20 protein-coding genes and 1 tRNA gene are annotated in these 20,511 nt (G+C 40.6%); 3 read left to right on the top strand and 18 right to left on the bottom strand.

Annotated elements, in window-relative coordinates:
- Position 1: 1 nt before the first annotated feature.
- From AS005_RS08250 to AS005_RS08235, 4 genes are all read right to left on the bottom strand, one after another.
- Positions 2–862, bottom strand: coding sequence for an HDOD domain-containing protein (locus AS005_RS08250; protein WP_101511231.1), 861 nt, complete (start codon positions 860–862; stop codon positions 2–4).
- Positions 831–2,303: a cell wall metabolism sensor histidine kinase WalK gene (locus AS005_RS08245; protein ID WP_233186298.1), complete on the bottom strand. Its 1,473-nt coding sequence runs from the start codon at positions 2,301–2,303 to the stop codon at positions 831–833. Before AS005_RS08245 ends, AS005_RS08250 begins: the two co-directional genes overlap by 32 nt.
- A gap of 6 nt (positions 2,304–2,309) precedes the next feature.
- Entirely contained in the window at positions 2,310–3,317 is a 1,008-nt protein-coding gene (locus AS005_RS08240; protein WP_101511230.1) for an L-threonylcarbamoyladenylate synthase, read from the bottom strand.
- Between the two features lie 60 nt (positions 3,318–3,377).
- Positions 3,378–3,464, bottom strand: a tRNA-Leu gene (locus AS005_RS08235).
- A gap of 129 nt (positions 3,465–3,593) precedes the next feature.
- On the opposite strand from AS005_RS08235, the gene hrcA reads away from it, so the two are divergent.
- Genes hrcA through dnaJ form a run of 3 tightly spaced genes read left to right on the top strand, consistent with a single transcriptional unit; the run spans position 3,594 to position 6,236 of the window.
- Positions 3,594–4,613: a heat-inducible transcriptional repressor HrcA gene (hrcA, locus tag AS005_RS08230; RefSeq protein WP_101511229.1), complete on the top strand. Its 1,020-nt coding sequence runs from the start codon at positions 3,594–3,596 to the stop codon at positions 4,611–4,613.
- Positions 4,614–4,617: 4 nt separating this feature from the next.
- Positions 4,618–5,118, top strand: coding sequence for a nucleotide exchange factor GrpE (locus AS005_RS08225; RefSeq protein WP_101511228.1), 501 nt, complete (start codon positions 4,618–4,620; stop codon positions 5,116–5,118).
- A 5-nt stretch (positions 5,119–5,123) separates the two neighbouring features.
- Complete coding sequence (dnaJ, locus tag AS005_RS08220; protein WP_101511227.1) at positions 5,124–6,236, top strand: molecular chaperone DnaJ; 1,113 nt, start codon at positions 5,124–5,126, stop codon at positions 6,234–6,236.
- Here dnaJ and yqeH read toward each other — a convergent pair.
- The 14 genes from yqeH to AS005_RS08150 are packed head-to-tail and all read right to left on the bottom strand — an operon-like array spanning position 6,233 to position 20,510.
- Complete coding sequence (gene yqeH, locus AS005_RS08215) at positions 6,233–7,324, bottom strand: ribosome biogenesis GTPase YqeH (RefSeq protein WP_101511226.1); 1,092 nt, start codon at positions 7,322–7,324, stop codon at positions 6,233–6,235. The two genes, dnaJ and yqeH, sit on opposite strands and share 4 nt — an antisense overlap.
- A gap of 11 nt (positions 7,325–7,335) precedes the next feature.
- Positions 7,336–8,232: a GTPase Era gene (era, locus tag AS005_RS08210; protein ID WP_199203896.1), complete on the bottom strand. Its 897-nt coding sequence runs from the start codon at positions 8,230–8,232 to the stop codon at positions 7,336–7,338.
- Positions 8,228–8,623 carry a cytidine deaminase gene (gene cdd, locus AS005_RS08205; RefSeq protein ID WP_101511224.1) on the bottom strand — a complete coding sequence of 132 codons (396 nt, stop codon included), beginning with the start codon at positions 8,621–8,623 and terminating at the stop codon, positions 8,228–8,230. The genes era and cdd overlap by 5 nt, the downstream gene beginning before the upstream one ends.
- Positions 8,565–9,926 carry a hemolysin family protein gene (locus AS005_RS08200; RefSeq protein WP_101511223.1) on the bottom strand — a complete coding sequence of 454 codons (1,362 nt, stop codon included), beginning with the start codon at positions 9,924–9,926 and terminating at the stop codon, positions 8,565–8,567. The genes cdd and AS005_RS08200 overlap by 59 nt, the downstream gene beginning before the upstream one ends.
- A gap of 16 nt (positions 9,927–9,942) precedes the next feature.
- Positions 9,943–10,398, bottom strand: coding sequence for a 23S rRNA (pseudouridine(1915)-N(3))-methyltransferase RlmH (locus AS005_RS08195; RefSeq protein ID WP_101511222.1), 456 nt, complete (start codon positions 10,396–10,398; stop codon positions 9,943–9,945).
- The gene (gene ftcD / locus AS005_RS08190) at positions 10,395–11,309 is read right to left on the bottom strand and encodes a glutamate formimidoyltransferase (protein WP_101511221.1); all 915 of its coding nucleotides are present in this window, start codon (positions 11,307–11,309) and stop codon (positions 10,395–10,397) included. The genes AS005_RS08195 and ftcD overlap by 4 nt, the downstream gene beginning before the upstream one ends.
- A complete protein-coding gene (locus AS005_RS08185) occupies positions 11,306–12,076 on the bottom strand; it encodes a response regulator (RefSeq protein ID WP_101511220.1) in 771 nt (256 codons plus the stop codon). Before AS005_RS08185 ends, ftcD begins: the two co-directional genes overlap by 4 nt.
- A 39-nt stretch (positions 12,077–12,115) precedes the next feature.
- Positions 12,116–13,486 (bottom strand): PEGA domain-containing protein, encoded by a 1,371-nt coding sequence (locus tag AS005_RS08180; RefSeq protein ID WP_101511219.1) that lies wholly within the window; start codon positions 13,484–13,486, stop codon positions 12,116–12,118.
- A gap of 16 nt (positions 13,487–13,502) precedes the next feature.
- The gene (locus tag AS005_RS08175; protein WP_101511218.1) at positions 13,503–14,153 is read right to left on the bottom strand and encodes a hypothetical protein; all 651 of its coding nucleotides are present in this window, start codon (positions 14,151–14,153) and stop codon (positions 13,503–13,505) included.
- Positions 14,154–14,202: 49 nt separating this feature from the next.
- Entirely contained in the window at positions 14,203–15,237 is a 1,035-nt protein-coding gene (locus AS005_RS08170) for an FtsW/RodA/SpoVE family cell cycle protein (protein WP_255408103.1), read from the bottom strand.
- A 42-nt stretch (positions 15,238–15,279) separates the two neighbouring features.
- Complete coding sequence (locus AS005_RS08165; protein ID WP_101511217.1) at positions 15,280–16,485, bottom strand: hypothetical protein; 1,206 nt, start codon at positions 16,483–16,485, stop codon at positions 15,280–15,282.
- Complete coding sequence (locus AS005_RS08160) at positions 16,482–18,188, bottom strand: GspE/PulE family protein (RefSeq protein WP_101511294.1); 1,707 nt, start codon at positions 18,186–18,188, stop codon at positions 16,482–16,484. The genes AS005_RS08165 and AS005_RS08160 overlap by 4 nt, the downstream gene beginning before the upstream one ends.
- On the bottom strand, positions 18,188–19,243 hold the full coding sequence (gene ftsZ / locus AS005_RS08155) for a cell division protein FtsZ (RefSeq protein WP_101511216.1): 1,056 nt from the start codon (positions 19,241–19,243) through the stop codon (positions 18,188–18,190). Before ftsZ ends, AS005_RS08160 begins: the two co-directional genes overlap by 1 nt.
- Before the next feature lie 16 nt (positions 19,244–19,259).
- Positions 19,260–20,510 carry a cell division protein FtsA gene (locus tag AS005_RS08150; RefSeq protein ID WP_199203892.1) on the bottom strand — a complete coding sequence of 417 codons (1,251 nt, stop codon included), beginning with the start codon at positions 20,508–20,510 and terminating at the stop codon, positions 19,260–19,262.
- Position 20,511 lies beyond the last annotated feature (1 nt).

Below are 20,511 nucleotides of genomic sequence, written 5' to 3'. Positions count from 1 at the left end.
CTTATTCTTCTAATTTCAGAAACTCCTGTGCTCTTTCGTATTTTTCTTTGGATTTCTCTAAGATTCTCACAAGAGTTCTTGGTTTCATTCGCAACGCATTCAAGGCAAAAGGTGAAAGAGATGGCGTTCCCCAGGACAAAGAAGCTCCTCTCACCATGAGATTTGCCAATACATCTCCTATGTGTACCATCGCCACTTGATTGAGAAAAAGCTCGTTTGGGTTTGCTTCAACACTGTGATGATAATCGGCTGAATAGACAAGAAGATCGGGAAAGTTCCAAGTTGCCAGCAGCTTTGCTCCAACTTCAGTGTGTGGTGGAATTCCAAGTTCTTCCTCTATTTCTATCAAATTCCTTTTCGATTTTTTTGCGATTTGGGCTTCCATTTCCAAGACATCCGAAAACAGAAAATCATATACAACTTTCCCAATATCATGAAGCAGACCTGCTATGAAAATCTCCTCTTTTAAAGGATATCCTGTTGTTTCTGCGACAGTTTCGGAAGCAACAGCCGTTGCTATGAAATGTTCCCACAATTTTTCTCTGTCAACACCAGTTCTTTTGTTCTTGAAGATCATATCGTAGGTAAAAACACTAAGGGCAAGATTTCTCACCGTTTTGAAGCCGAGGATCATCACCGCTTCACTCAAAGTAGTTATTTTTCTCGGAATTCCATAATAAGCAGAATTTGCGAGTTTCAATACTCTGGCACTTAAACTGGCGTCCATCATGAGAGTATTTGCCACTTCGGTTGAAGAGGCATCCGGTTTCGAGCATACGGCTACTATTCTTTGAACAACAACATTAGGAGAAGGTAACTTATCTATTTCTTCAACTATTTTGTCCAACAGTGTTATCGCCATGATCTTCGGGGATCCATACGAAAAACTTGGATCCCTCTCCCTCCTTACTTTCAACCCATATCTTTCCACCATGTAGCTCCACAATTTCCTTTGTTATGGCTAAACCAAGACCTGTTCCAGAAACTTCGTACGTCAAAGAAGAATCAACTCTGTAAAATCGTTCGAATATCTTCTCCTTGGCGTGTTCAGGAATTCCTATTCCATTATCTTCGACGATGATCAACGTCCCTTCATCGTCTCTGTCCAATATCACTTTTACATACTTCTCCGAAGCATCCTTCTTTGAATACTTCACACCGTTGTTCAAAAGATTCAAAAGGACCTGCTTCATTCTCTTCTTATCCACTTTTACTTTGGTACACGGAACTTTTCTTTCGAAAAACACCTTCACACCGTGCGAGGAGGCAAATTCCCTTATCGCATCCACCGCACTTTCGATCAACTCACATATGTTAACCTCTTCTTTGTTTATCTGCAATGCTCTCCTTTCGAGTCTTGAAAAATCTAAGAGTTCATCGAGAAGGCTCTCAAGATGATTACTTTGGTCTAAAATCACTTTCATGAATTCCCCAAGAGTTTCACTGTCGAGCTCTCCCAAACTGTTGTAGATTGTTTCTGCATAAGCTTTTATCGCAGCCAAAGGTGTTCTGAGTTCATGGGATATATTCGCCACAAATTCTGTCTTCATTCTATCTATGCGTTTCAATCTCTCAAGTTCCTTAGAGGCTGTAACGTTCTCCACGATCGTTAAAGCCTGTACTTCACCGTTGTAAAAAAGGGGAACGGAAACAATAGAGAAATATTCCCCGTCGGATTCGATCTCACCTGTTCGCTCTACTTTGAATGAAATGGCTTCTTCCGAGATGGATATCGCTTCCTCCAGTACGTCCTCTGGAAAGTTTTCCTCTTCAAATTTTTTGTTCTGGAAACGTACTCCATTGTTTGAATAAACAAATATCCCTTCCGGAAGACTGTTGAGAATCGTACTCAAATAATCGTATGTTCCCTCCAGTTCGCGATAAAGCCTTATATTCTCCAGCACGACAGCAGAGAGAAAAGAAAAGATCTTGAAAATCTCCATCTCTTCCATCGAAGGTTGGTGATCCATGAAAACTATCAAGCTTCCAAAAAAATTCTCTAGCTTGACTATAGGAACGATTCCTACGTAGTTCCCCGAATCTTCTACAAAAGTAGGAGAAGCTTGTCTCAAAGACCAATCTATAAACTCCTCAAATCTGCTGACGTCTATTTCCCTACCAAGGATCACTCTTTTTTTCTCGTCGATCAGGAGAGCATCGCTGACATTCACAGTTCTTTTTACAAGATTCAACAAACTGAGGAGAACATCCTTTTCCTCTTTCGAATTCGAAAATTCCATTATCAATATCGATAGAAGCAAAAGTAACTTGTTAGTTTGGTGATCGTATGTTTCTTCCTTCAAGAAGGTTCACCTCACAATTTCACTCGCTGCTTTTCTGAGCCGATTCATCACAGCAAAAAGAATACCCCTTTCTTCAACCCCTTCAACAATTATATACTCTTTTTCTGTTTTTTCTGCTTCCCTGAGCGCTGCAAACATATTTTGGGCAATGCTGTAAGGTTTTTTCAAAGAACCTACAACGATTTTTTTTCTGTACAGATCCTTCCGCTCCTCAACGCATATCACAATATGATTTGGATATTTCCTCAAGATTCCTTCCATCTTTTCCAAATTTTCAACTAGGATCAAAGGTTTAGAAGGAGCATAATGTCGGTACTTCATACCTGGAGCTAAAGGCTTCCCAGAGAATTTACCACTTCTCACAAAATCTGGGACAACAAGTTCGGGAAAAATCTCTTTTAATTTTTCGACCTCAACAGGACCGGGTCTCAGGAGAACGGGATGATCTTTAGAGAGATCTATTATGGTTGATTCCAATCCGAAAGGAGCGTTCCCTGCATCCAAAATCATTTTGACTCTTCCCATGAAGTCTTCTACAACATGTTTTGCATTTGTTGCACTAGGCCTTCCAGACAGATTCGCACTCGGTGCGGCTATTGGATGCCCAAACATTTCTATCAATTTCTGTGCAACGGGATGCGCCGGCATCCTTACGGCCACTGTTGGTAATCCGGCGGTGACAACGGGAGAAATCTTTTTCGATTTCTTCGGGAAAATAACCGTTAAAGGTCCTGGCCAGAATTTTTCTAAAAAATCCATATAAGGTTCGTAATTGTCTGCTATTTCCTTGAGTTGAGAAAGAGAACCTATGTGCACAATAAGAGGGTTGTCAGAAGGCCTTCCTTTGATTTCAAAAATTTTCCTACAAGCTTCTTCGTTGTAGGCATCTGCACCTATTCCATAGACGGTTTCGGTGGGAAAGACTATTACTTCACCTTCTCGAAGCAACTTCACAGCTTCTTTTAAACTTTCCTCATCTGGATTCAACGGATCGATTTTCAACACTTTCGTCATAATTTTACCTCCCAGGATGAAACAATAAAACAAAGGGGCTCGTGGAGCCCCTTGTTGGTTTGGTGCCGAGGGCGGGACTTGAACCCGCACGGGGTCATCCCCCAGCTGATTTTGAGTCAGCCGCGTCTGCCATTCCGCCACCTCGGCCCTCTTCCTGCAGTATATATTAACAACTTTTCATTTACAAATCAAGTCCCAACGTTTTGCTCTTACCCTTGAATTCCCCTGAAATGTATGTTAAACTTATATTAGCACTCAACAGAAAGGAGTGCTAACATGAGAGGACGTCAAAACAGGAGAAAAGATCTCAAAAAACTGAACGATCGACAAAGAAAGGTTCTCTATTGTATTGTTCGAGAATATATAGAAAGCAAAAAACCTGTAAGTTCACAAAGAGTGCTTGAAATAAGCAACATAGACTTCAGCAGTGCCACTATAAGAAATGATATGAAAAAGCTGGAATATCTTGGATACATCTATCAACCCCATACCTCTGCTGGTCGCGTTCCGACCGACAAAGGTTTCAGGTTCTACTACGAAGAGATGGTGAAACTAACAGAAGAAACTACAGAAACAGATGTGGAAGTAGAAGCCATTAAATTTATTCCGCTCGCTGATCCTGAAAAGGTCTTACTCTTGGCTGGAAATCTCTTGTCCCGACTCACAGGAGGATACGTCCTACTGGAGAGACCGAATCCTAAAGAGTTAAGAATTCTTCGCGTATTGCTCATACCGATTTCCGAAGACTACATTATATTCTCCATACTTACAGAATTCGGTGTTTCAAAAATTACCCCTATAAGAGTCCATGAAAATTGGAACTGGGAAGAGATAGAGAAACAATTGAATCTTATTCTCAAAGGAAGAACGATTGATGAGATCTTGAGTGGAAAAGTAGAAACCTTGAGAGGGAGCAATCTTGTCAAATTGATAGAATCAGTGATCAGTGAAAAGCTAGAAAGGTACGTAGATGTTGGCCTGGAAAATCTCTTAAAGGATGACACTCTCGATCTCGAAGACATAAAGAATCTATTGGAAGAGGTGAAAGATCAAGAATTTCTCGAAAGTCTGATCGAAGAGGAAAAAGATGTAACGGTAAAAATAGGGAAAGAGATTGGGAGAAAAAAACTGGAGAAATTCGCGATCTTTTCTGGCAGATACTTCAAAAATACTTCACCAATAGGAAGTGTCTTTTTGTTCACCTCGAAAGTGACAAGATACGATAAAAACAGAAAAGTTTTCGATTATGTGTTAAACCGCTTATCTGAATTCTTCACATCGGTGTCCAGGAGGTGATAGAATGTCTGAAAGAGAAAGAATAGAATGCAAAGAATTGGAAGAAAGATGCAAAGAACTCGAAGAATACGCAAAAAGATTGAAAGCTGAATACGAAAATTATCGAGAAGAAGTCGCCCGAGAGAAAAGAGAGCTCATAAAAAATGCGAACGAATATTTAATATCAAAATTGATTCCCATTCTTGATGATTTTGAAAGAGCACTGAATCAAGGGGAACGCGGTGAATCTTTTTACGAAGGAATAAAGCTCATTTACAAGAAACTTTTGAACGTCCTTGAAAAAGAGGGACTCACGAAAATACAGATAGGGGAAACGTTCGATCCTTTCGAACATGAAGCAGTTGAAAGAGTAGAAACAGAGGATGTGGAAGAGTACACGATACTTGAAGTTGTCGAGAACGGCTACAAATTCCATGGAAAGGTCTTGAAACCTGCAAAGGTAAAAGTGGCAGTGAAACCTAGAAAAAGCGACATTTCCACTGGCAAACATAGTAGCGAGGAGTGATTCCAATGAGAAGAGAGAAAAAAGATTACTACGAAATTCTTGGTGTTCCGAGAAACGCCACTCAAGAAGAAATAAGAAGAGCCTACAAGAAACTTGTAAAAGAATGGCATCCAGACAGACATCCGGAGAACAGGAAAGAAGCCGAACAACGTTTTAAAGAAATTCAAGAAGCCTACGAGATTCTGAGTGATCCACAGAAGAGAGCCATGTACGATCGATTTGGATACGTGGGAGAACAACCTTCCTACCAAGAAGGAAGGACGAGTGGGAGTTTTTTCGAAGATTTTCTTAGAGATTTCGAGGATATTTTCAACAGGGATATATTCGAGGTGTTTTTTGGGGAAGAACCACATCGCAGAGAAAGAAAAGAATACTCTCATAGAGGAGAGGATATCAAATATGAAATAGAGGTAAATCTTTCTGACCTGATCAATGGAACAGAAATACCAATAGAGTACGAAAGATACGAAACATGTCCTAGATGTGGTGGTACAGGAGTAGAGCCTGATTCCGGGTACATCAACTGTCCTAAATGTGGTGGAACAGGAAGAATCAGAGAGGAAAAACGGTCTTTCTTTGGGTATTTTGTTAGTGAGCGCACATGTGACGAATGCGGGGGAACAGGAAAGATTCCCAGAGAGCTCTGTCATGAGTGTGGCGGGAGTGGAAGAGTTCTAAGGAGAGTGCGAAGAACTATAAAGATACCACCGAACGTTGAAGATGGAACTCAGTTGAGGATACCTGGCGGTGGGAATGCAGGATACTATGGAGGGCCTTATGGTGATTTGATTGTAATAGTGAGACTGAAACCCGACAACAGGTTCAGAAAATCCGGAAAGAATCTACTGTACGATATCACGATAGATTACCTCCAAGCAATTCTGGGAACCACTGTCGAAATCCCCCTTCCAGAGGGTGGAACCACTATGTTAAAGATACCAGCTGGCACACAACCTGGAACGGTGTTCAAATTGAAAGGTAAAGGTCTACCAGACGAGTATGGACGAAGAGGAGACTTACTCGTGAATGTTCAAGTTGAGATTCCAAAGAATCTGTCCAGAGAAGAAAGAAAAGTTCTCGAGGATTTGGCTAAAAAACGGGGAATTCCCATTACCTAACGTTTGGGATTCACTAAAGCTTCCCTCACAGCGAGTTTTACATTTTCCGGGACGGTAACTTCAACGATAAACGGTCCTCTTCGGACACTCAACCATCCCAGTCCTGCTACCGCCAATTCTTCTCCTTCCTTCAAGATAAAAGTTTCTTTCTTCCACTTGAAATCTTCGTATCTTGATTTGTTACACGGGGGTTTCAAAAAGTCACCCAATCTGTTTTTCATCAATTCATCTGCTCTTTTTCGCTTCGTTTCGTGAAAAACAACCTCCTTCGAGGAGAAGAGTAGAAATATAGGAGAAAGTTCCGTTTCATACTTTATATCGAATCTACACAATCCTCCCATGAAAACCGTTCTTTCACCTCTGGGTTTGAACGTCCTTCTCGAGAGCTCTCCCCTTGGAAGTATTCTTTTCTGACAGTCTGGATCTAGAAGATCCAGAATTCTATCTTTGGTCATGATTCCAGGGGTATCGTACAGATAAAGATTCGCATCTCTAGCTTTCCTTCTCAAGATACCTAAAGTTGTACCTGGGAAAGGACTAATCGTGTTTTCATGGGTGCATATTTTGTTCAAAAGAGAAGATTTCCCAACATTTGTGACACCTATTACCAAAACCTTATCGGTCAATTTGATGAGGTGTTTCACAAGCGACCTCAAACCGTAGTTTTTCTCCGCACTAACTACCCTTATATCCTCTGGGTTTGTCGTTCTTATTCTCCTCTTCACCCATTCTTTTACTTCCTTCACAGTAACCGCTTTCGGAAGAAGATCGATTTTGTTGATCACATAAACTATTTTTTTTCCCTTCAGAATATTTGCTATGTCCTCCCTGTAAGTGCTTTCAAAATCGAATATGTCTATTACCCAGAGGACAACTTCAAAACCTCCAAGATAAGATTTCAGCTGATTTTTGAAATCCCAATTGTATTCAACTGGTTCCAATTTCCCATAATGTTTTATTTTGAAACATCGCTGGCAGAGAATTTCCTTTCCTTCCTCCACTCTCTTTTCAAAAACTTCTCGAGGAATGTACCCAGGCTTTCTGGGATCTTCGAACTGTATGTTAGCTCCGCAGCCCGAACATTTCATGGGACCTCACCTCATTTGATGTCGTGTTTTAAACCTATTTCTTGGAGAATTATGAAGTCCTTCTCTCTCCATTTCTCTTTCACTTTCACATTCAGATCCAGAAACACTCTCCTTCCCACAAGAAATTCTATTTCCTCTCGGGCGAGTGTTCCAATCTTCTTTATCATACTTCCATTTTTGCCTATGAGTATACCTTTCTGGGACTCACGTTCCACGTATATTGTTGCCCGAATGTAAAGAACACCGTTCGGTCTATCTTTCACTTCCTCTATCACAACTGCTGTAGAGTGTGGTACTTCTTGTCTAGTGAGATGGAAAATCTTCTCTCTAATGATCTCTGCAGCCATGAAAGAAAGCGGCCTGTCTGTAATCATGTCCTCCGGATAATATTGCGGTCCTTCCGGTAACTCCTCCTTTATTTTTTCCAAAACATCAGATACACCGATTCCTTTCAAAGCGGAAATATAATGTACTGAAACTACGTTTTCTACCAAACTTTTCGCCAGTTCACCAACTGCTTTCGCTTTTTCCTCTCCAGACACATCTATCTTGTTCACCACCAAGATGGTTTTCGTTCCTGCTTCGTTAACTATTTTTGCAACATGTTCATCTGTCTTTGTAAATCCGTCGGCAGCGTCGAGCATGAACAGTATCAAATCTACGCCTTTAAGTGCTTGAACGGCTGCTTTTACCATGTATTCTCCCAATCTATGAAGTGGCTTGTGAATACCAGGAGTGTCAACAAAGATTATCTGGCTGTCCTTATCAGTATAAATGCAGTTTATTCTGTTCCTCGTTGTTTGAGGTTTATCGGAAACAATCACAACTTTTCTACCAAAAACAGCGTTTATAAACGTGGATTTCCCTACGTTCGGCTTTCCTGCCAGCGCAACGAATCCGGATTTAATGTTCTTCACCTCCTAATTTGAATCCTCTGGGGAAGAGATCTCTCAATTTGACGATTTCATAATTTCCCTCGCGATCCGCCATTATAACATCAAGATCTTCACAGAATTCGTAGAGCACCTGTCTACATGCCCCACAAGGTACCGTCTTTTCAGAAGAATCAGAAGCGATAGCGATAGCGACGAATTCCCTCTCCCCTTCGGAAATAGCTTTGAACACAGCAACTCTTTCTGCACACACGGTCAATCCATAAGATGCGTTTTCCACATTGACCCCCGTGAACACACGTCCACTCTTTGTGAGCAGAGCGGCTCCTACTCTGAATCCAGAATATCTAGCGTACGCTTTCTCCCGAACCTCCAGTGCTATCTTCACCAGTTTTTTCGGATCCACTCTCTTCACCCTCCAAAACTTTTATCATGATTTTCTCTATCCTATTCTTACCGACAGCCAACACTTTAAAATAAAGATTTCCTATGACGGCTTCCTCTCCGACATTGGGAATTCTTTTGAAATACTCGAGGAGATACCCTGCTATCGTTTCGTATTCCGTTTCTGGGAACTGAACACGAAGTTCTATTTCTAAATCGTTTATTGGAGTGCTTCCATCGACGATATAAGTCCTATCAGCAATCTTTTTTATTCCTGAAACCTCGTCGTAATCGTATTCGTCCATAATATCTCCAAAAAGTTCCTCTATTATATCTTCAAGCGTAACAAGCCCTGCCGTTCCTCCATACTCGTCAACTACAATCGCTATATGAATTTTTTTAGACTTGAGAATCTTCAAGAGTTCGTCTATACTCATAGTTTCGGGAACATAAAGAGCTTCTCTCATTATCTCCTTCACTTTCATGTTTTTCACTTCTTCGTAATTCTTTTCTGCCAAGATTGAGAGGACATCCTTGGCATAACACACTCCCACGATGTTGTCAATCGTTTCTCTGTACACCGGAATTCGCGAATATCCTTCATCTTCTATCAACTCTATCAATTCTTTTATCGTTTGATTCTCTTCTATGGCTACTATATCTACTCTCGGTGTCATAATCTCTTTCACAGCTATCTGTTTCATCTCAAAAGCTCGTTTGACAATTCTTTCCTCTTCTTGCTCTATGACTCCCATTTCGCCACCGACCTGAACAATGGACACAATATCCTCTTCAGTAATAAAGAGATCTTCAGAAATCTTTTTGCCGTGTCTCAAAGAAATTATGCCGTCAGACATTTTCACCAAGATTTTTCCAACAGGATCAAAAATTTTCGTTAGGAATCTGATTACACCTATGGATCTACGGAAGATTCTTTCAGGCTCTGCTCTCGCCATGACTTTCGGTGTGATCTCACCGAATATGAGCAAAATGGTTGTGATAAAGAGGGTGGAAACAATCGCCACAAATTCTTCACTCAAATTTCTGAGGAGATTCAAAAAGATGAGGGTGGAGATAGATGAGGCGAAAAGATTGACAAGGTTGTTACTTATCAAAATTGTAGTAAGATACTTATTAAAAAGGTGAATGTAGCTCTCTCTTTCAGTATCTCCTTCTTTTTTCTCCAAGAACTCTTTGATCTTAATCTTACTCATCAATGTCAGCGCAGTTTCGGAAGAAGAGAAGAAATTAGACAAATAAATCAGCAACGCTAACAACAATCCTTCCAGCCCCAAAGTCAACACACTACTAACAGGATCTTCCACTTTTGTTTCACCCCCATCAATAATGATATGTCTCCCCGTGTGTAATTTTAAACGCCCTGAACAGCTGCTCCAAAACGATCAAAGTGGCCATTCCATGAGTAAAAGTCATCTTTGACAATGAAAAAACACGGTGAGCCTTGGGAAAAAGTTCCTCACTCAACCCGTAAGGCCCACCTATTAAAACCGTCATATCTTTTCCTTTCATTTCCACATCTTCGATAAATTTCGCGAACTCCTCTGAAGAAACCTGTTCTCCCCTTTTATCCAAGACAACGATCAGACTATTGGACAGTATCCTCTTTTCCAGTTCCCTTGTTCCCAGCTTCACGACTTCTTCGATGTTCCCTTTGTGTGAAAGTTTCACGTCAAGGACTTCCAACCTACAAAAACGTTTTAAGAATTTTCTGTAGTGATTTAACCCTTCTCTCACAAAACCATCCAGTTTTCCACCTACAACGATCCTTATTTTCATTGTTCAGCTTCCTTGACTAGAATTTCAAGAAGGTTCGATTCTATGACTTTTTTAGTGTTCAAATCTGTTCTCAAATAGTAGGAGATCGTATGCATTAAAGATTCGAGAGGAAACAGTCCTACTATCTCCGAGCTCAAAACTGGGACACCGTATTTCTCTGCTTCCATCTTTATGAGTTCAAAAACACGATACAACGGATTTTTTTTGTGATTGGTAATGTTTATAGACACTTGAACAGCTCCTTTTTCTTTTAGTTCAATACCAATCGCTTTTACATATCTTAGACCACCACTAGAAAACCGAATTGCTCTTGCTATTTTTTCTGCAATTCTTACATCTCTAGTTCCGAGATTCACGTTGAACGCTATGAGGAACTCTCTTGCGCCGACCGCCGTTACACCAGCGGAAGGATGTACTCGATCTGGACCAAAATCTGGCTTCCATTTTGGGTCCTTTATCTTCTCGAAGAATCCTTCGAATTCTCCCTTTCTTATATCTGCAAGATTTCGCCTTTCCGGCCGAGTGGCGGATCTCTCATAAAGATAAACAGGAATGTTGAGCTCCTCTCCTATCCTCCGACCCAAAATTTTTGAGTACTCCACACACTCGTCCATCGTTGTGTTGTAGAGAGGAACGAGAGGAACGACATCTGTCGCACCCATTCTTGGATGTTGACCAGTGTGATTTCTCAAATCAATGAGTTCTGCAGCTTTTTTTGTCATATCAAAAAGAGCGTTCACAAGACTTTCTGGTTCTCCAACCAGGGTCACAACAGATCTGTTGTGATCTGCATCCATAGACCAATCGAGGATCCATACTTTTTTGTATTTTCTAGCTTCGTCCACTATCTTTTCGATTACTTCTTTCTTCCTCCCTTCGCTGAAGTTCGGTACCGACTCTATCAATTTCAAGGCTTGTTCCCTCCTAAACCAGTTGTTATCTTATCTTTTAAAGACTGGATAATCTCATTGTATGTCTTCCCATCATCTGGATAGCAAACAAAAACGTATGAGAAATTTTGGTTTAATTTATCCTTCATCCTTTCTGTAACAGCTGTGATACCATGTTTACCTGTCAGCGTAAGAACAAAGAGATATTCAGTGGCGGAAATCGGGAATATATAATCCGTTTCCCTGAAAACCTTCTTGATCTTTTCAAATTCTCTTGTTATATTTTCGAATTTGACGTACATAATACAGAAATGCCCACCAGATCTGCTACAGCGCTTTATTTCCTTTTTCACTATATCTCCAAATTTCAGTGCAAGTTCTAGGTCTTCGATGTTTCTCCTAATGGATACAGTAACTCCATATGGAGTTTGAGAGGAAAGAATTCTTTTTACCCTTTGTAAAAGGTAGTCTTGTCTGAATGGCTTAAGAATATAATCGAATGCTCCCGCTTTCACCGAACCAACTACAAGATCTTTGTTAACGTAAGCACTCAAAACTACCACTTTGGTTTCTGGAAACTCTTCCCGAATTTTTCTTATCAGGTTCAGACTCTCTTCACCTTCGAAAACATCGACAAAAACCAAATCTACCTTTTTTCCTCGAAGGATAGATACAGCTTCTCTAATATCTTTCGCCCATAGAACTTCGAATCCGTCCTTTTCAAGAGCGTTTTTCACAGCCAAAAAAGTGATCTTGGATTCGTCTAGCACGAGAATCGTTGCTTCCATCAGTGATCCTCCCTTATTACCTTAAATTTTATCATCAAATTACTCGATCTTGCTCAGAATGAATCTAAAGTACTCTTCTTCTTCATCGAAGACAACCGTTTTCACGATCGTCCTGTAACCTGGTTTCACCAAGGTTATTTCATAAGTTCCTGTCTGAATATAGATTGTAACCGGTGTTTCACCGTGATAGTATCCATTAAGATACACCAATGCTCCCGATGGTTCAGTTTCTATTCGGACTTCTGAGAAAGTAACTTCCTTCTCCAATCTTTTGAATATCTCCCTGTTTTCACCTGCTTTTAAACTCACTGTGAAGACTTCTGTTTCGTATCCTTCCTTTTCCAACTTGACTTCGTAAGTACCAGGATCTAATACCACATTCAGTCCGCTCTGACCGGTCGTTCCTACGTACCTTCCATTCAAGTAAACATTTACATCAGGTGGATCTGTTCTTAGTTGGAGTGTTGCACGAAGAGGTTTGAGATTTACATGAATCGATCGTCTTTCTCCCACATTGAGACTCACGTATCGTGTTTCCTCTTGATATCCTTCTTTCTTGAAGGTAATCGTGTAATTTCCTGGAGAGATATTCAATGTGAGAGGAGTTTCCCCTCTGTAATCACCGTTCACGTAGATACTCGCACCACTTGGGGAAGAACTCAAAGAAAGTTCAGCCGAAGGCATCTTAGCAATCACATGAACTGTTTGATCTTTTCCCACGTACACTTCTTTGTAGAAAGTATAGTCTCCAAAATAAACAGTCACATAGTGCATTCCTTCATCAACCATTACAGTTACAGGGGTTTTTCCTTTGTAAGAACCGTCCACATAGACAATCATGCTGGAGGGATCTGAATCAACTACTAAAGTCCCAAAAGCGGGAGCCTTTCCGACATAGAAATAGGTGATATCGGAGACCCATTCACCCATGAGATAAGGTTTCAATCTGTTCTGAACGTAATCGGACACATCCTCGGAGAGTGTCGGAAAAGATCTTGCCGTCCCAAGCTCCTTCAGTTGATTGAAAATGGGAATAGGTTTGGTGCTGGCAATAACTTGAATGTACTCTTTCCCGTAGGGTGGAGAGATTCTCAAAGAATAGGTACTCTTGGCCGGTATCTTCTTTATTTCGTTGGCTCTCACAAAATTGTCACTTTCGTACTTGTTCGGAAAGATCAATGTGACTTTTCCTTGGGCGTTTATATCGTAGATGAGAATGTAAGCATCTCTTGAGGATTTAACGAATATTTCTACTTTCTCACCGATTTCGTAGACGGACCCCTCTGGCTTGTTAAGCCATACATCTACCGTGAAGTAGGGCTTTTCGGGGAAGATAATGATACTTTTCACATCGAAAGAAAAAACAAAGACCGAAACAAGAATCATCAGGAAAAGAAAATATCTTCTCATGCTTTACACCTCCTCCTCATTTTGGCCACACAACTTCTGCTCCGAGAATTTTCGTCTCGGATTCGAGAGTGACCTTCGTTGATGGCATCCGTTGAGCAAACACTGCAAAACCATGAGAAGAATCTACCTGAATATTTCCGAGATGATAACGGTCATTCTCATCAGGTGATTTCGAAGAGATCTCAGTTACTTTGTAATAGTTTTCACCTTGAACTTTTTCGAACTCAACTAAAAACAGGAAATTGGGCGTCGGCACCACATCTTTTGAAAGGGGTTTCACTCTTGCTTGCCATTCTCCCGCATCTTGTTGATACCACACGTCCACATCGTATTCAGGAGAGTAACTCTTCCAAATACTGTTCAGATTATCTTTTATTGCAGTATTATCAACAATTTCTCCAGCAGCCGCAACGAAATCACCTGACTGCTCGTAAAAATTCGTTCTTGTGGCGTACTGAGAGGTATTATTTTCATAGTAAAGTACTATCACAGGATAGTCTTGTGCCCAATAGTCACTGTAGGATGGTTGGTACCAATCTTTAACTTCCTCAAGGTAGCTAACTCCTACTACTTCCACTACGAATTCCTGTTTGTCTTGGAGTAAAAGAGGTATACAACCTGTTAGAAAAACGAACACAATTAGCGATAACAGAAAGAACTTTTTCATACCATTCACCCCCTTTTTTTTAGGACCTTCACTTGAAAGTGGAAGTTCTCTACATTCTCTTTTCGAGTCTAGCGATCGCTATACCCTTTAGAATGAGGCCAACTATGAGGGAAAACACAAGAGTAGATGTTCCCCCATAACTGATGAAGGGAAGGGGCACACCAGTTACGGGAAGGAGACCAATATTCATGGAGACGTTTTCAAAAACATGAAACCACACCAGTCCACACGATGAAACCATCAGAATTTCCCAGTACTCGTCCTTCACGTTCAAAATCCATCTTGAAACTTCGAAAAAGAAGAACCCGAAAAGAGAAAGAAGAAAGACAATACCTATAAAACCAAACTCTTCACCGATGACGGACACTATGAAATCGGTGTGAGAAACGGGGACGTATCCCATAAGATTTGCCTTCCCCTTCATATAACCCGTTCCAAAGAACCCCCCAGCACCTATCGCGTGTATGGATTGAAGAACATTGTAAGAGTAACTTCTTCCGTACTCCTCTGGATTCAGAAAAGATAGAATCCTAGCTCGCTGGTAATCCTTGAGCCCGAAGAAGAAAAACACCGGCATCAAGATCAAAACAATCACCAAGAGTACGAAGAGTGGTTTCTTGTCAATTTTAGACGCCAAGACAGCCAGGAGCCAAATGAGTCCTATTGAAAAAGTTGTTCCAAGATCCGGTTCGAGAAAAACAAGTATCGCGGGTATCAACGCAAAAAGCAAACTTCTCCAAAACCATCTCTTTTCGAGAATATAAGGGAGTAGAACGATGAGGGAAAGTTTTGCCAAGTCTGATGGTTGAAGGCTAATACCTGCAAATCTAAACCACCTTTTGGAACCACCAATGGGGATTCCCTTGAAAAGAATTAAGACCAAAAGAATTATCGAAACCATGTAAAGCACGAAGGAAAACCTTCTTATAGTTACATCTCTCACGAATAAAACCGATATCATCAATGAAAATCCAATTGCGTCCCATATCAATTGTTTTGTAAAAAGAGATTCGTTTTCTCCATAAGTGGCACTCCTCAAAACAATCAAACCAAATATCATCAAAACAAGGATCAGAGTCACCACGATCCAATCTATTCTCCTGTTTTCATGAGGAATGATATCACCTCACTCTGAAACAACTATTTCCATTTCTTTTATTAATCTGTCTTTTTCGCTTTCCACTATAACGACCAATTTATACGTCCCCGGTTCATCGAACTTTATCAAATCATAAGCTGTTGTCTCGAAAATTTTTCTTGAAGAGAATCCATCGAGTACTATTCTATGTTCTTCCGAAATGGAATAAGAAAACACAGGTTCCTTCTTGGTAATAACGACCAAAACATTTGTCAAGATAATGTACTTTCTCTTCTTCTCGTTATTTAACAATTTCACAGAAAAGTCGTATCTTTCATTCGCCTTTAGAAATCTCTCCCCTTCAACAACCAGAGTGAGTCCGTGCAAATCTTCCTGATACGTTTTTGCTATAGAAATCGGTACAGAACGTTTCATAATACCGCTACTTGTTTCTAGGTTTAATTCGAGAAGGTAATCACCGGGACTCCTCGGAGCAGAAAAATTCACTTTATAAAGTTCTACCGTTTCCATTGCTCTCACTTCGAGTACCTTTTCTATGGGCACGTCTTTCTCAATGATTTTATTTCCATTTTCAAAGCCGACCAAACTCAAAGTCTTCACCTCTATTTTTCGGTTTTTAAAACTGATATTTTCGAGAAAAATGGACATTTCGATATTTTCATATGGAAAGTAGAAATCCTTTAAGTCTCCTATTTCCAATCTCCACTCTTCAATAACAGTCACCACTTTGCTTATAAAAACTTTCTGCCCGTTCAACTTCATTGAAACTGTTATTGTGTAATCACCACCCGCTAGATTCCCCAACTCTGTTTCTCTCAAGAGATCGAATACCAAAACACTTTCGAACCTATCTAGTTCCCTCTCTACTCTTGGAGGATATTGAAACTCATACACTGTATTGTTCTCCTTTTTGATTACAAAAAGAAAATCCTCGATTTCGAGCTTTTCTTTCCTGTTCTCTCTATTGTAAATTTTTACTTTTACATCGAGGGAATCATTAGGAAGATAGGATTCTTTTGACTCTATAACTATTTGAAATGGTCCCACAACACCGGACGGCTTATTTGTGAAGAAGATCTTCGTAAAGAAGAAGAGAAAAATTACGATGACGAAGTTCAAAGCAACTATGAGGTTCGCCCTACGGCGGATTCTATCCCTTCTTTCTCTCGCTCTTCTTTCCTTTTCTTCGTCTATCTTCTTCCACTCTTCTGGACTTCTAGAAAAGTACTTCATTCCGGTGTGGTCACCCTGAGAACCTCTTCGAGACTTGTCAATCCCTGCAATACCTTTTCAAGAGCATCCACAAACATGGTACGCATTCCCTTCTTTACGGCAAGTTTTGCGATCTCCATTTCACTGGCTCTTGACGATATCAACTCCTTGATCTCCTCGTCCACGATCAAAACTTCACCTATGGCCATCCTTCCTTTGTATTTCATTCCTCTACAGGCAGGACATCCTTCTTCCGAGGGGTAATAAATCTGTTCGGGCACATTCCCGAAAAACTGTTCGAAATAGTCACGATATCTTTCTTCTTGAAACTCTCCAGGGACCTTACATTCATCACACAACTTTCGTACCAACCTCTGACCTATAACACCTATGAGAGAAGTGCCCAAAAGATGGGGATCAATCCCCATTTCCATGAGTCTGGAGACGGCCCCCGCTGCCGTATTCGTATGGAGAGTGCTCAGAACCAAATGTCCTGTGAGAGAAGCTTCAACTGCAAGTTGAGCAGTTTCACGGTCCCTGATCTCTCCAACCATTATAATGTCCGGATCTTGTCTTAAAAATGCCCTGAGGTATCGAGCAAAGGTAAGACCGATCTCGGGGAAGACTTGACACTGTGTAACACCGTCGATGGTATATTCCACAGGATCTTCGGCCGTAATTATATTCACACTTTCACTTTTTAGATGATTTATCATAGCAACAAGAGTTGTAGATTTTCCACTACCGGTGGGTCCCGTAACAAGAATTATTCCATATGGTTTCTCCAAAAGGGATAGGATTCTTTTGTAGTTGTACTCACTGTATCCCAATTCTTCCAAACGTTTGTTCGCAGCAGACACCTTCAGAATTCTCATCACAACTTTTTCACCAAAGGTAGAAGGCATGGTTGACACCCTGAAATCATATTGTTCTCCACTTTTTATCGTGTAGAACTTCCCGTCTTGAGGTAATCTTCTCTCAGAAACGTCTAAACCACTTATGATCTTGATACGAGCCACAACAGGATTATGCTGGGGTTTTTGATATTCCAAAACTTTTCTCAGAATGCCGTCTATCCTAAATCTTACTCTCACGGTTCTTTTCATAGGTTCGATGTGAATATCACTCGCTCCCATTTCTATAGCCCGATTTATTATGTTGTTCACCAAGCGAACAATTGGGGCTTCTTCTGCAATTTCTTCTTCCTCTTCTTCCGCTTCCTCACCTGTTTGAACTTCAGATTCTTCTATCGCAACGTAAGGTTCTTCGAAAAGATCGAGCGGGACTCCAAGAACATAGGTCTGATAAAGCATGGAAAAGTCTCGAGTTGTTACAAGATATATCTCTGGATCCTTCCCCGTAAGAAATCGAACTTCTTGTTTTATCCTTGGAATGTTCGTTCCAATATCTGTAACAACAACAAGGGTCCCATCTTCTTTTTTCTCCACTGGAATAACGTGAAGGGACTCGATGATGTTCTTTGGAAGGGAGCCAACTACGTTGAGAGGTATATTCTTCGGGAGATCTTTCAAGATAGGAACACCGTATTGTTCGCTCAAAGCTTCGAGTAACTGATCTTCTGTTATATATCCTAATTCTATTAACACTTCCCCCAACGGTTTTTTCATCCTTTTTTGTATCTCAAGAGCTCCTTCCAGCTCTTCCCTGGTTAAAAATCCCTTCTCAATGAGTATTTCCCCTAACTTTTTGTATCTTCTTAACATCACAAAAGCCCCTCCAGGCCATATCTGTAGATGGCGGGAATGTCACCCTCGGGGAAGAGTATCTTATCTTCATCGGGGAATCTAGTGGCTATGAAGATAACTCGTATTTCGTCTTCGGGTATTTCGTCATCGAATATGAGACCAAACTTCACATCAGCATCTTCACTGCTATTCTGTCTGATGATCATGGCCGCTTCATGAACTTCTTCCATTCTAATGTTGCTGGGAGCTGTTATGTTGAACACTATGGAATTTGCGTTTTCAACGGGATGTTCTATCAATTTACTTTCCATCGCTCTCCTAGCAGCTTCTTTCGCTCTTTGTTCTCCCTTTCCAACACCGATACCAAGAATCGCCGCTCCAGCGTCTTTCATCACAGATTCTATATCCGCAAAATCTAGATTTATGTATCCTCTTTTCGTTATAAGCTCCGAAATTCCTTTCACTCCTTGATGCAAAGTTTCATCAGCCTTCAAGAATGCATCCTTTATTTTGACATCTCTCGGGAGTTCTTCCATGAGTTTGTTGTTGGAAATCTTTATGAGGGTATCAACATGTTCCCTCAACTTTTTTAATCCTTTTATTGCCTTCTTCAATCTTTCGGGTCCCTCAAAGTAAAAAGGTGTTGTCACAATGGCAACCGTTAGTATCCCCATTTCTTTGGCGATTTTAGCTATTACTGGAGAGGCTCCCGTGCCAGTTCCTCCGCCCAAGCCTGCTGTTATGAAAACCATGTGTGTATCCCCGAGCACTTCTCGAATTTTGTCTTCACTCTCCAAGGCCGCCTCTTCACCTATTTCAGGTCTTCCACCGGCCCCAAGTCCCCGAGTGATGTTCTCCCCTATTTGAATTTTTACATCAGCATTCGAGGCTTCAAGAACCTGAAGATCAGTATTAACAGCGACAAATTCCACACCGTGAATTCCTATTTCTATCATTCTATTTATTGCGTTGTTTCCAGCTCCCCCCACACCTATAACCTTTATCTTCAGGTTATTCGCTTGAGGTATGTTTCTGTTCTCTTTCTTCTTTTCAACATCAAGATCGAAACCCATACTTTTAACCTCCCAATCATTCCATCAATTCTTTGAACAACCTAAAAATTCTCTTGAACGGATTTTCACGTTTTGCGGGTGTTTCTTCGTAAGGATTTTCGGTCGAAGAGAAAACATTTCCAAAAGCGGCAGCAAAAGAAGGATCGTAAGCTGCTTCATCTGAGTTTACAATCAACGGCCTATCAGAGTTTGCATAACATCCAGTCCTCACAGGAGATCTAAAGATTTCCGTAGCAAGATCGTTTATTCTCGGAATTTTTGCTCCTCCTCCCGAGAGAACAACACCACCCGGTATTCCTATTTCTCCCTCTTCCATGATCTTTGCTTCCACTTCTCTAAACAATTTCTTGGATTTGCTCATAATCTCTCTGAGACGCGCATGTATAATAACTGCTAATTTTTTCATGTTTGTAGTTTTTATGGTGTTTCCATCCAACCCTCTGTACTGTATTTCATCTTCCTTAAGATCGCTGTACATGGCATTGCCATGCGTTATTATTAACCTTTCCGCCTCTTCAAAGGAAGTATCCAAAACCGCAGAAACATCTTTGATCACATGTTTCATACCAACAGGAACATAAGAAATTTTCACTGGGACACCGTTCTTGTAAGCTATCAAACCGGTGAAGTTATAACCCAAGTTCAAAACCACAACACCACGGTCTTTTTCCGAAGAAGTGAGAATTCCTTCTGCAGTAGACACGAGTGATGATCTCAACTGGAAAGGACTTTTAATTATATCTTGTAGGAAGTTGTAGAACATCTCATAAACCTTTACAGGAATAACGATAGAAGTGTACTCAACGGTGATCTTGGATGCTCTCATATCGAGAGGATTGAAAACGATTCTCTCATCGTCGAGTAGATATCTTTTAGAAAACAGATGAAGAGGTTTTTTCCCTTCCTCTTCAAGTTTTTCCAAAGCCTCCGATTGTATTTCTCCAAGTATATCCAAATTTATCAATCGTTTATCTTCGCCAAAGTCTCTCTCTGCTACAACATCTTTCTTCTCGAAACCTACATTGCTGAAAGATACGATGAATTCACTTCTTAAAGACCTTTGAAGTTGTTCTTCTAGTTCTCTTAGAAGTGTGTTCACAGATTCTTTAAAAGCAATAGCATCTTTTATTTCGCCTTCGTCTAATCCTCTAGATTTGACACTAGAATAAGCTAAAGCTTCCCATTCTTGATCGTGCTTTTTTAAAACTAATCCTTTGATGTATCTGGAACCTATATCGATAGAAGTAAAAAAGGTCGCCTTTGACAAG

It is taken from the genome of Thermotoga sp. KOL6 (assembly GCF_002866025.1).
Lineage (GTDB): Bacteria > Thermotogota > Thermotogae > Thermotogales > Thermotogaceae > Thermotoga.
This window is presented reverse-complemented; position numbering and strand designations above follow the sequence as displayed.

Bases quoted from the DNA above. Each gene is read 5' to 3' on its own strand.
- AS005_RS08175 (WP_101511218.1), bottom strand. From the start codon at position 14,153: ATGAAAAAGTTCTTTCTGTTATCGCTAATTGTGTTCGTTTTTCTAACA.
- AS005_RS08240 (WP_101511230.1), bottom strand. From the start codon at position 3,317: ATGACGAAAGTGTTGAAAATCGATCCGTTGAATCCAGATGAGGAAAGT.
- AS005_RS08185 (WP_101511220.1), bottom strand. From the start codon at position 12,076: ATGGAAGCAACGATTCTCGTGCTAGACGAATCCAAGATCACTTTTTTG.
- ftsZ (WP_101511216.1), bottom strand. From the start codon at position 19,243: ATGGGTTTCGATCTTGATGTTGAAAAGAAGAAAGAGAACAGAAACATA.
- AS005_RS08165 (WP_101511217.1), bottom strand. From the start codon at position 16,485: ATGAAGTACTTTTCTAGAAGTCCAGAAGAGTGGAAGAAGATAGACGAA.
- AS005_RS08250 (WP_101511231.1), bottom strand. From the start codon at position 862: ATGGCGATAACACTGTTGGACAAAATAGTTGAAGAAATAGATAAGTTA.
- AS005_RS08160 (WP_101511294.1), bottom strand. From the start codon at position 18,188: ATGTTAAGAAGATACAAAAAGTTAGGGGAAATACTCATTGAGAAGGGA.
- yqeH (WP_101511226.1), bottom strand. From the start codon at position 7,324: ATGAAATGTTCGGGCTGCGGAGCTAACATACAGTTCGAAGATCCCAGA.
- AS005_RS08180 (WP_101511219.1), bottom strand. From the start codon at position 13,486: ATGAGAAGATATTTTCTTTTCCTGATGATTCTTGTTTCGGTCTTTGTT.
- hrcA (WP_101511229.1), top strand. From the start codon at position 3,594: ATGAGAGGACGTCAAAACAGGAGAAAAGATCTCAAAAAACTGAACGAT.
- AS005_RS08195 (WP_101511222.1), bottom strand. From the start codon at position 10,398: ATGAAAATAAGGATCGTTGTAGGTGGAAAACTGGATGGTTTTGTGAGA.
- dnaJ (WP_101511227.1), top strand. From the start codon at position 5,124: ATGAGAAGAGAGAAAAAAGATTACTACGAAATTCTTGGTGTTCCGAGA.
- AS005_RS08225 (WP_101511228.1), top strand. From the start codon at position 4,618: ATGTCTGAAAGAGAAAGAATAGAATGCAAAGAATTGGAAGAAAGATGC.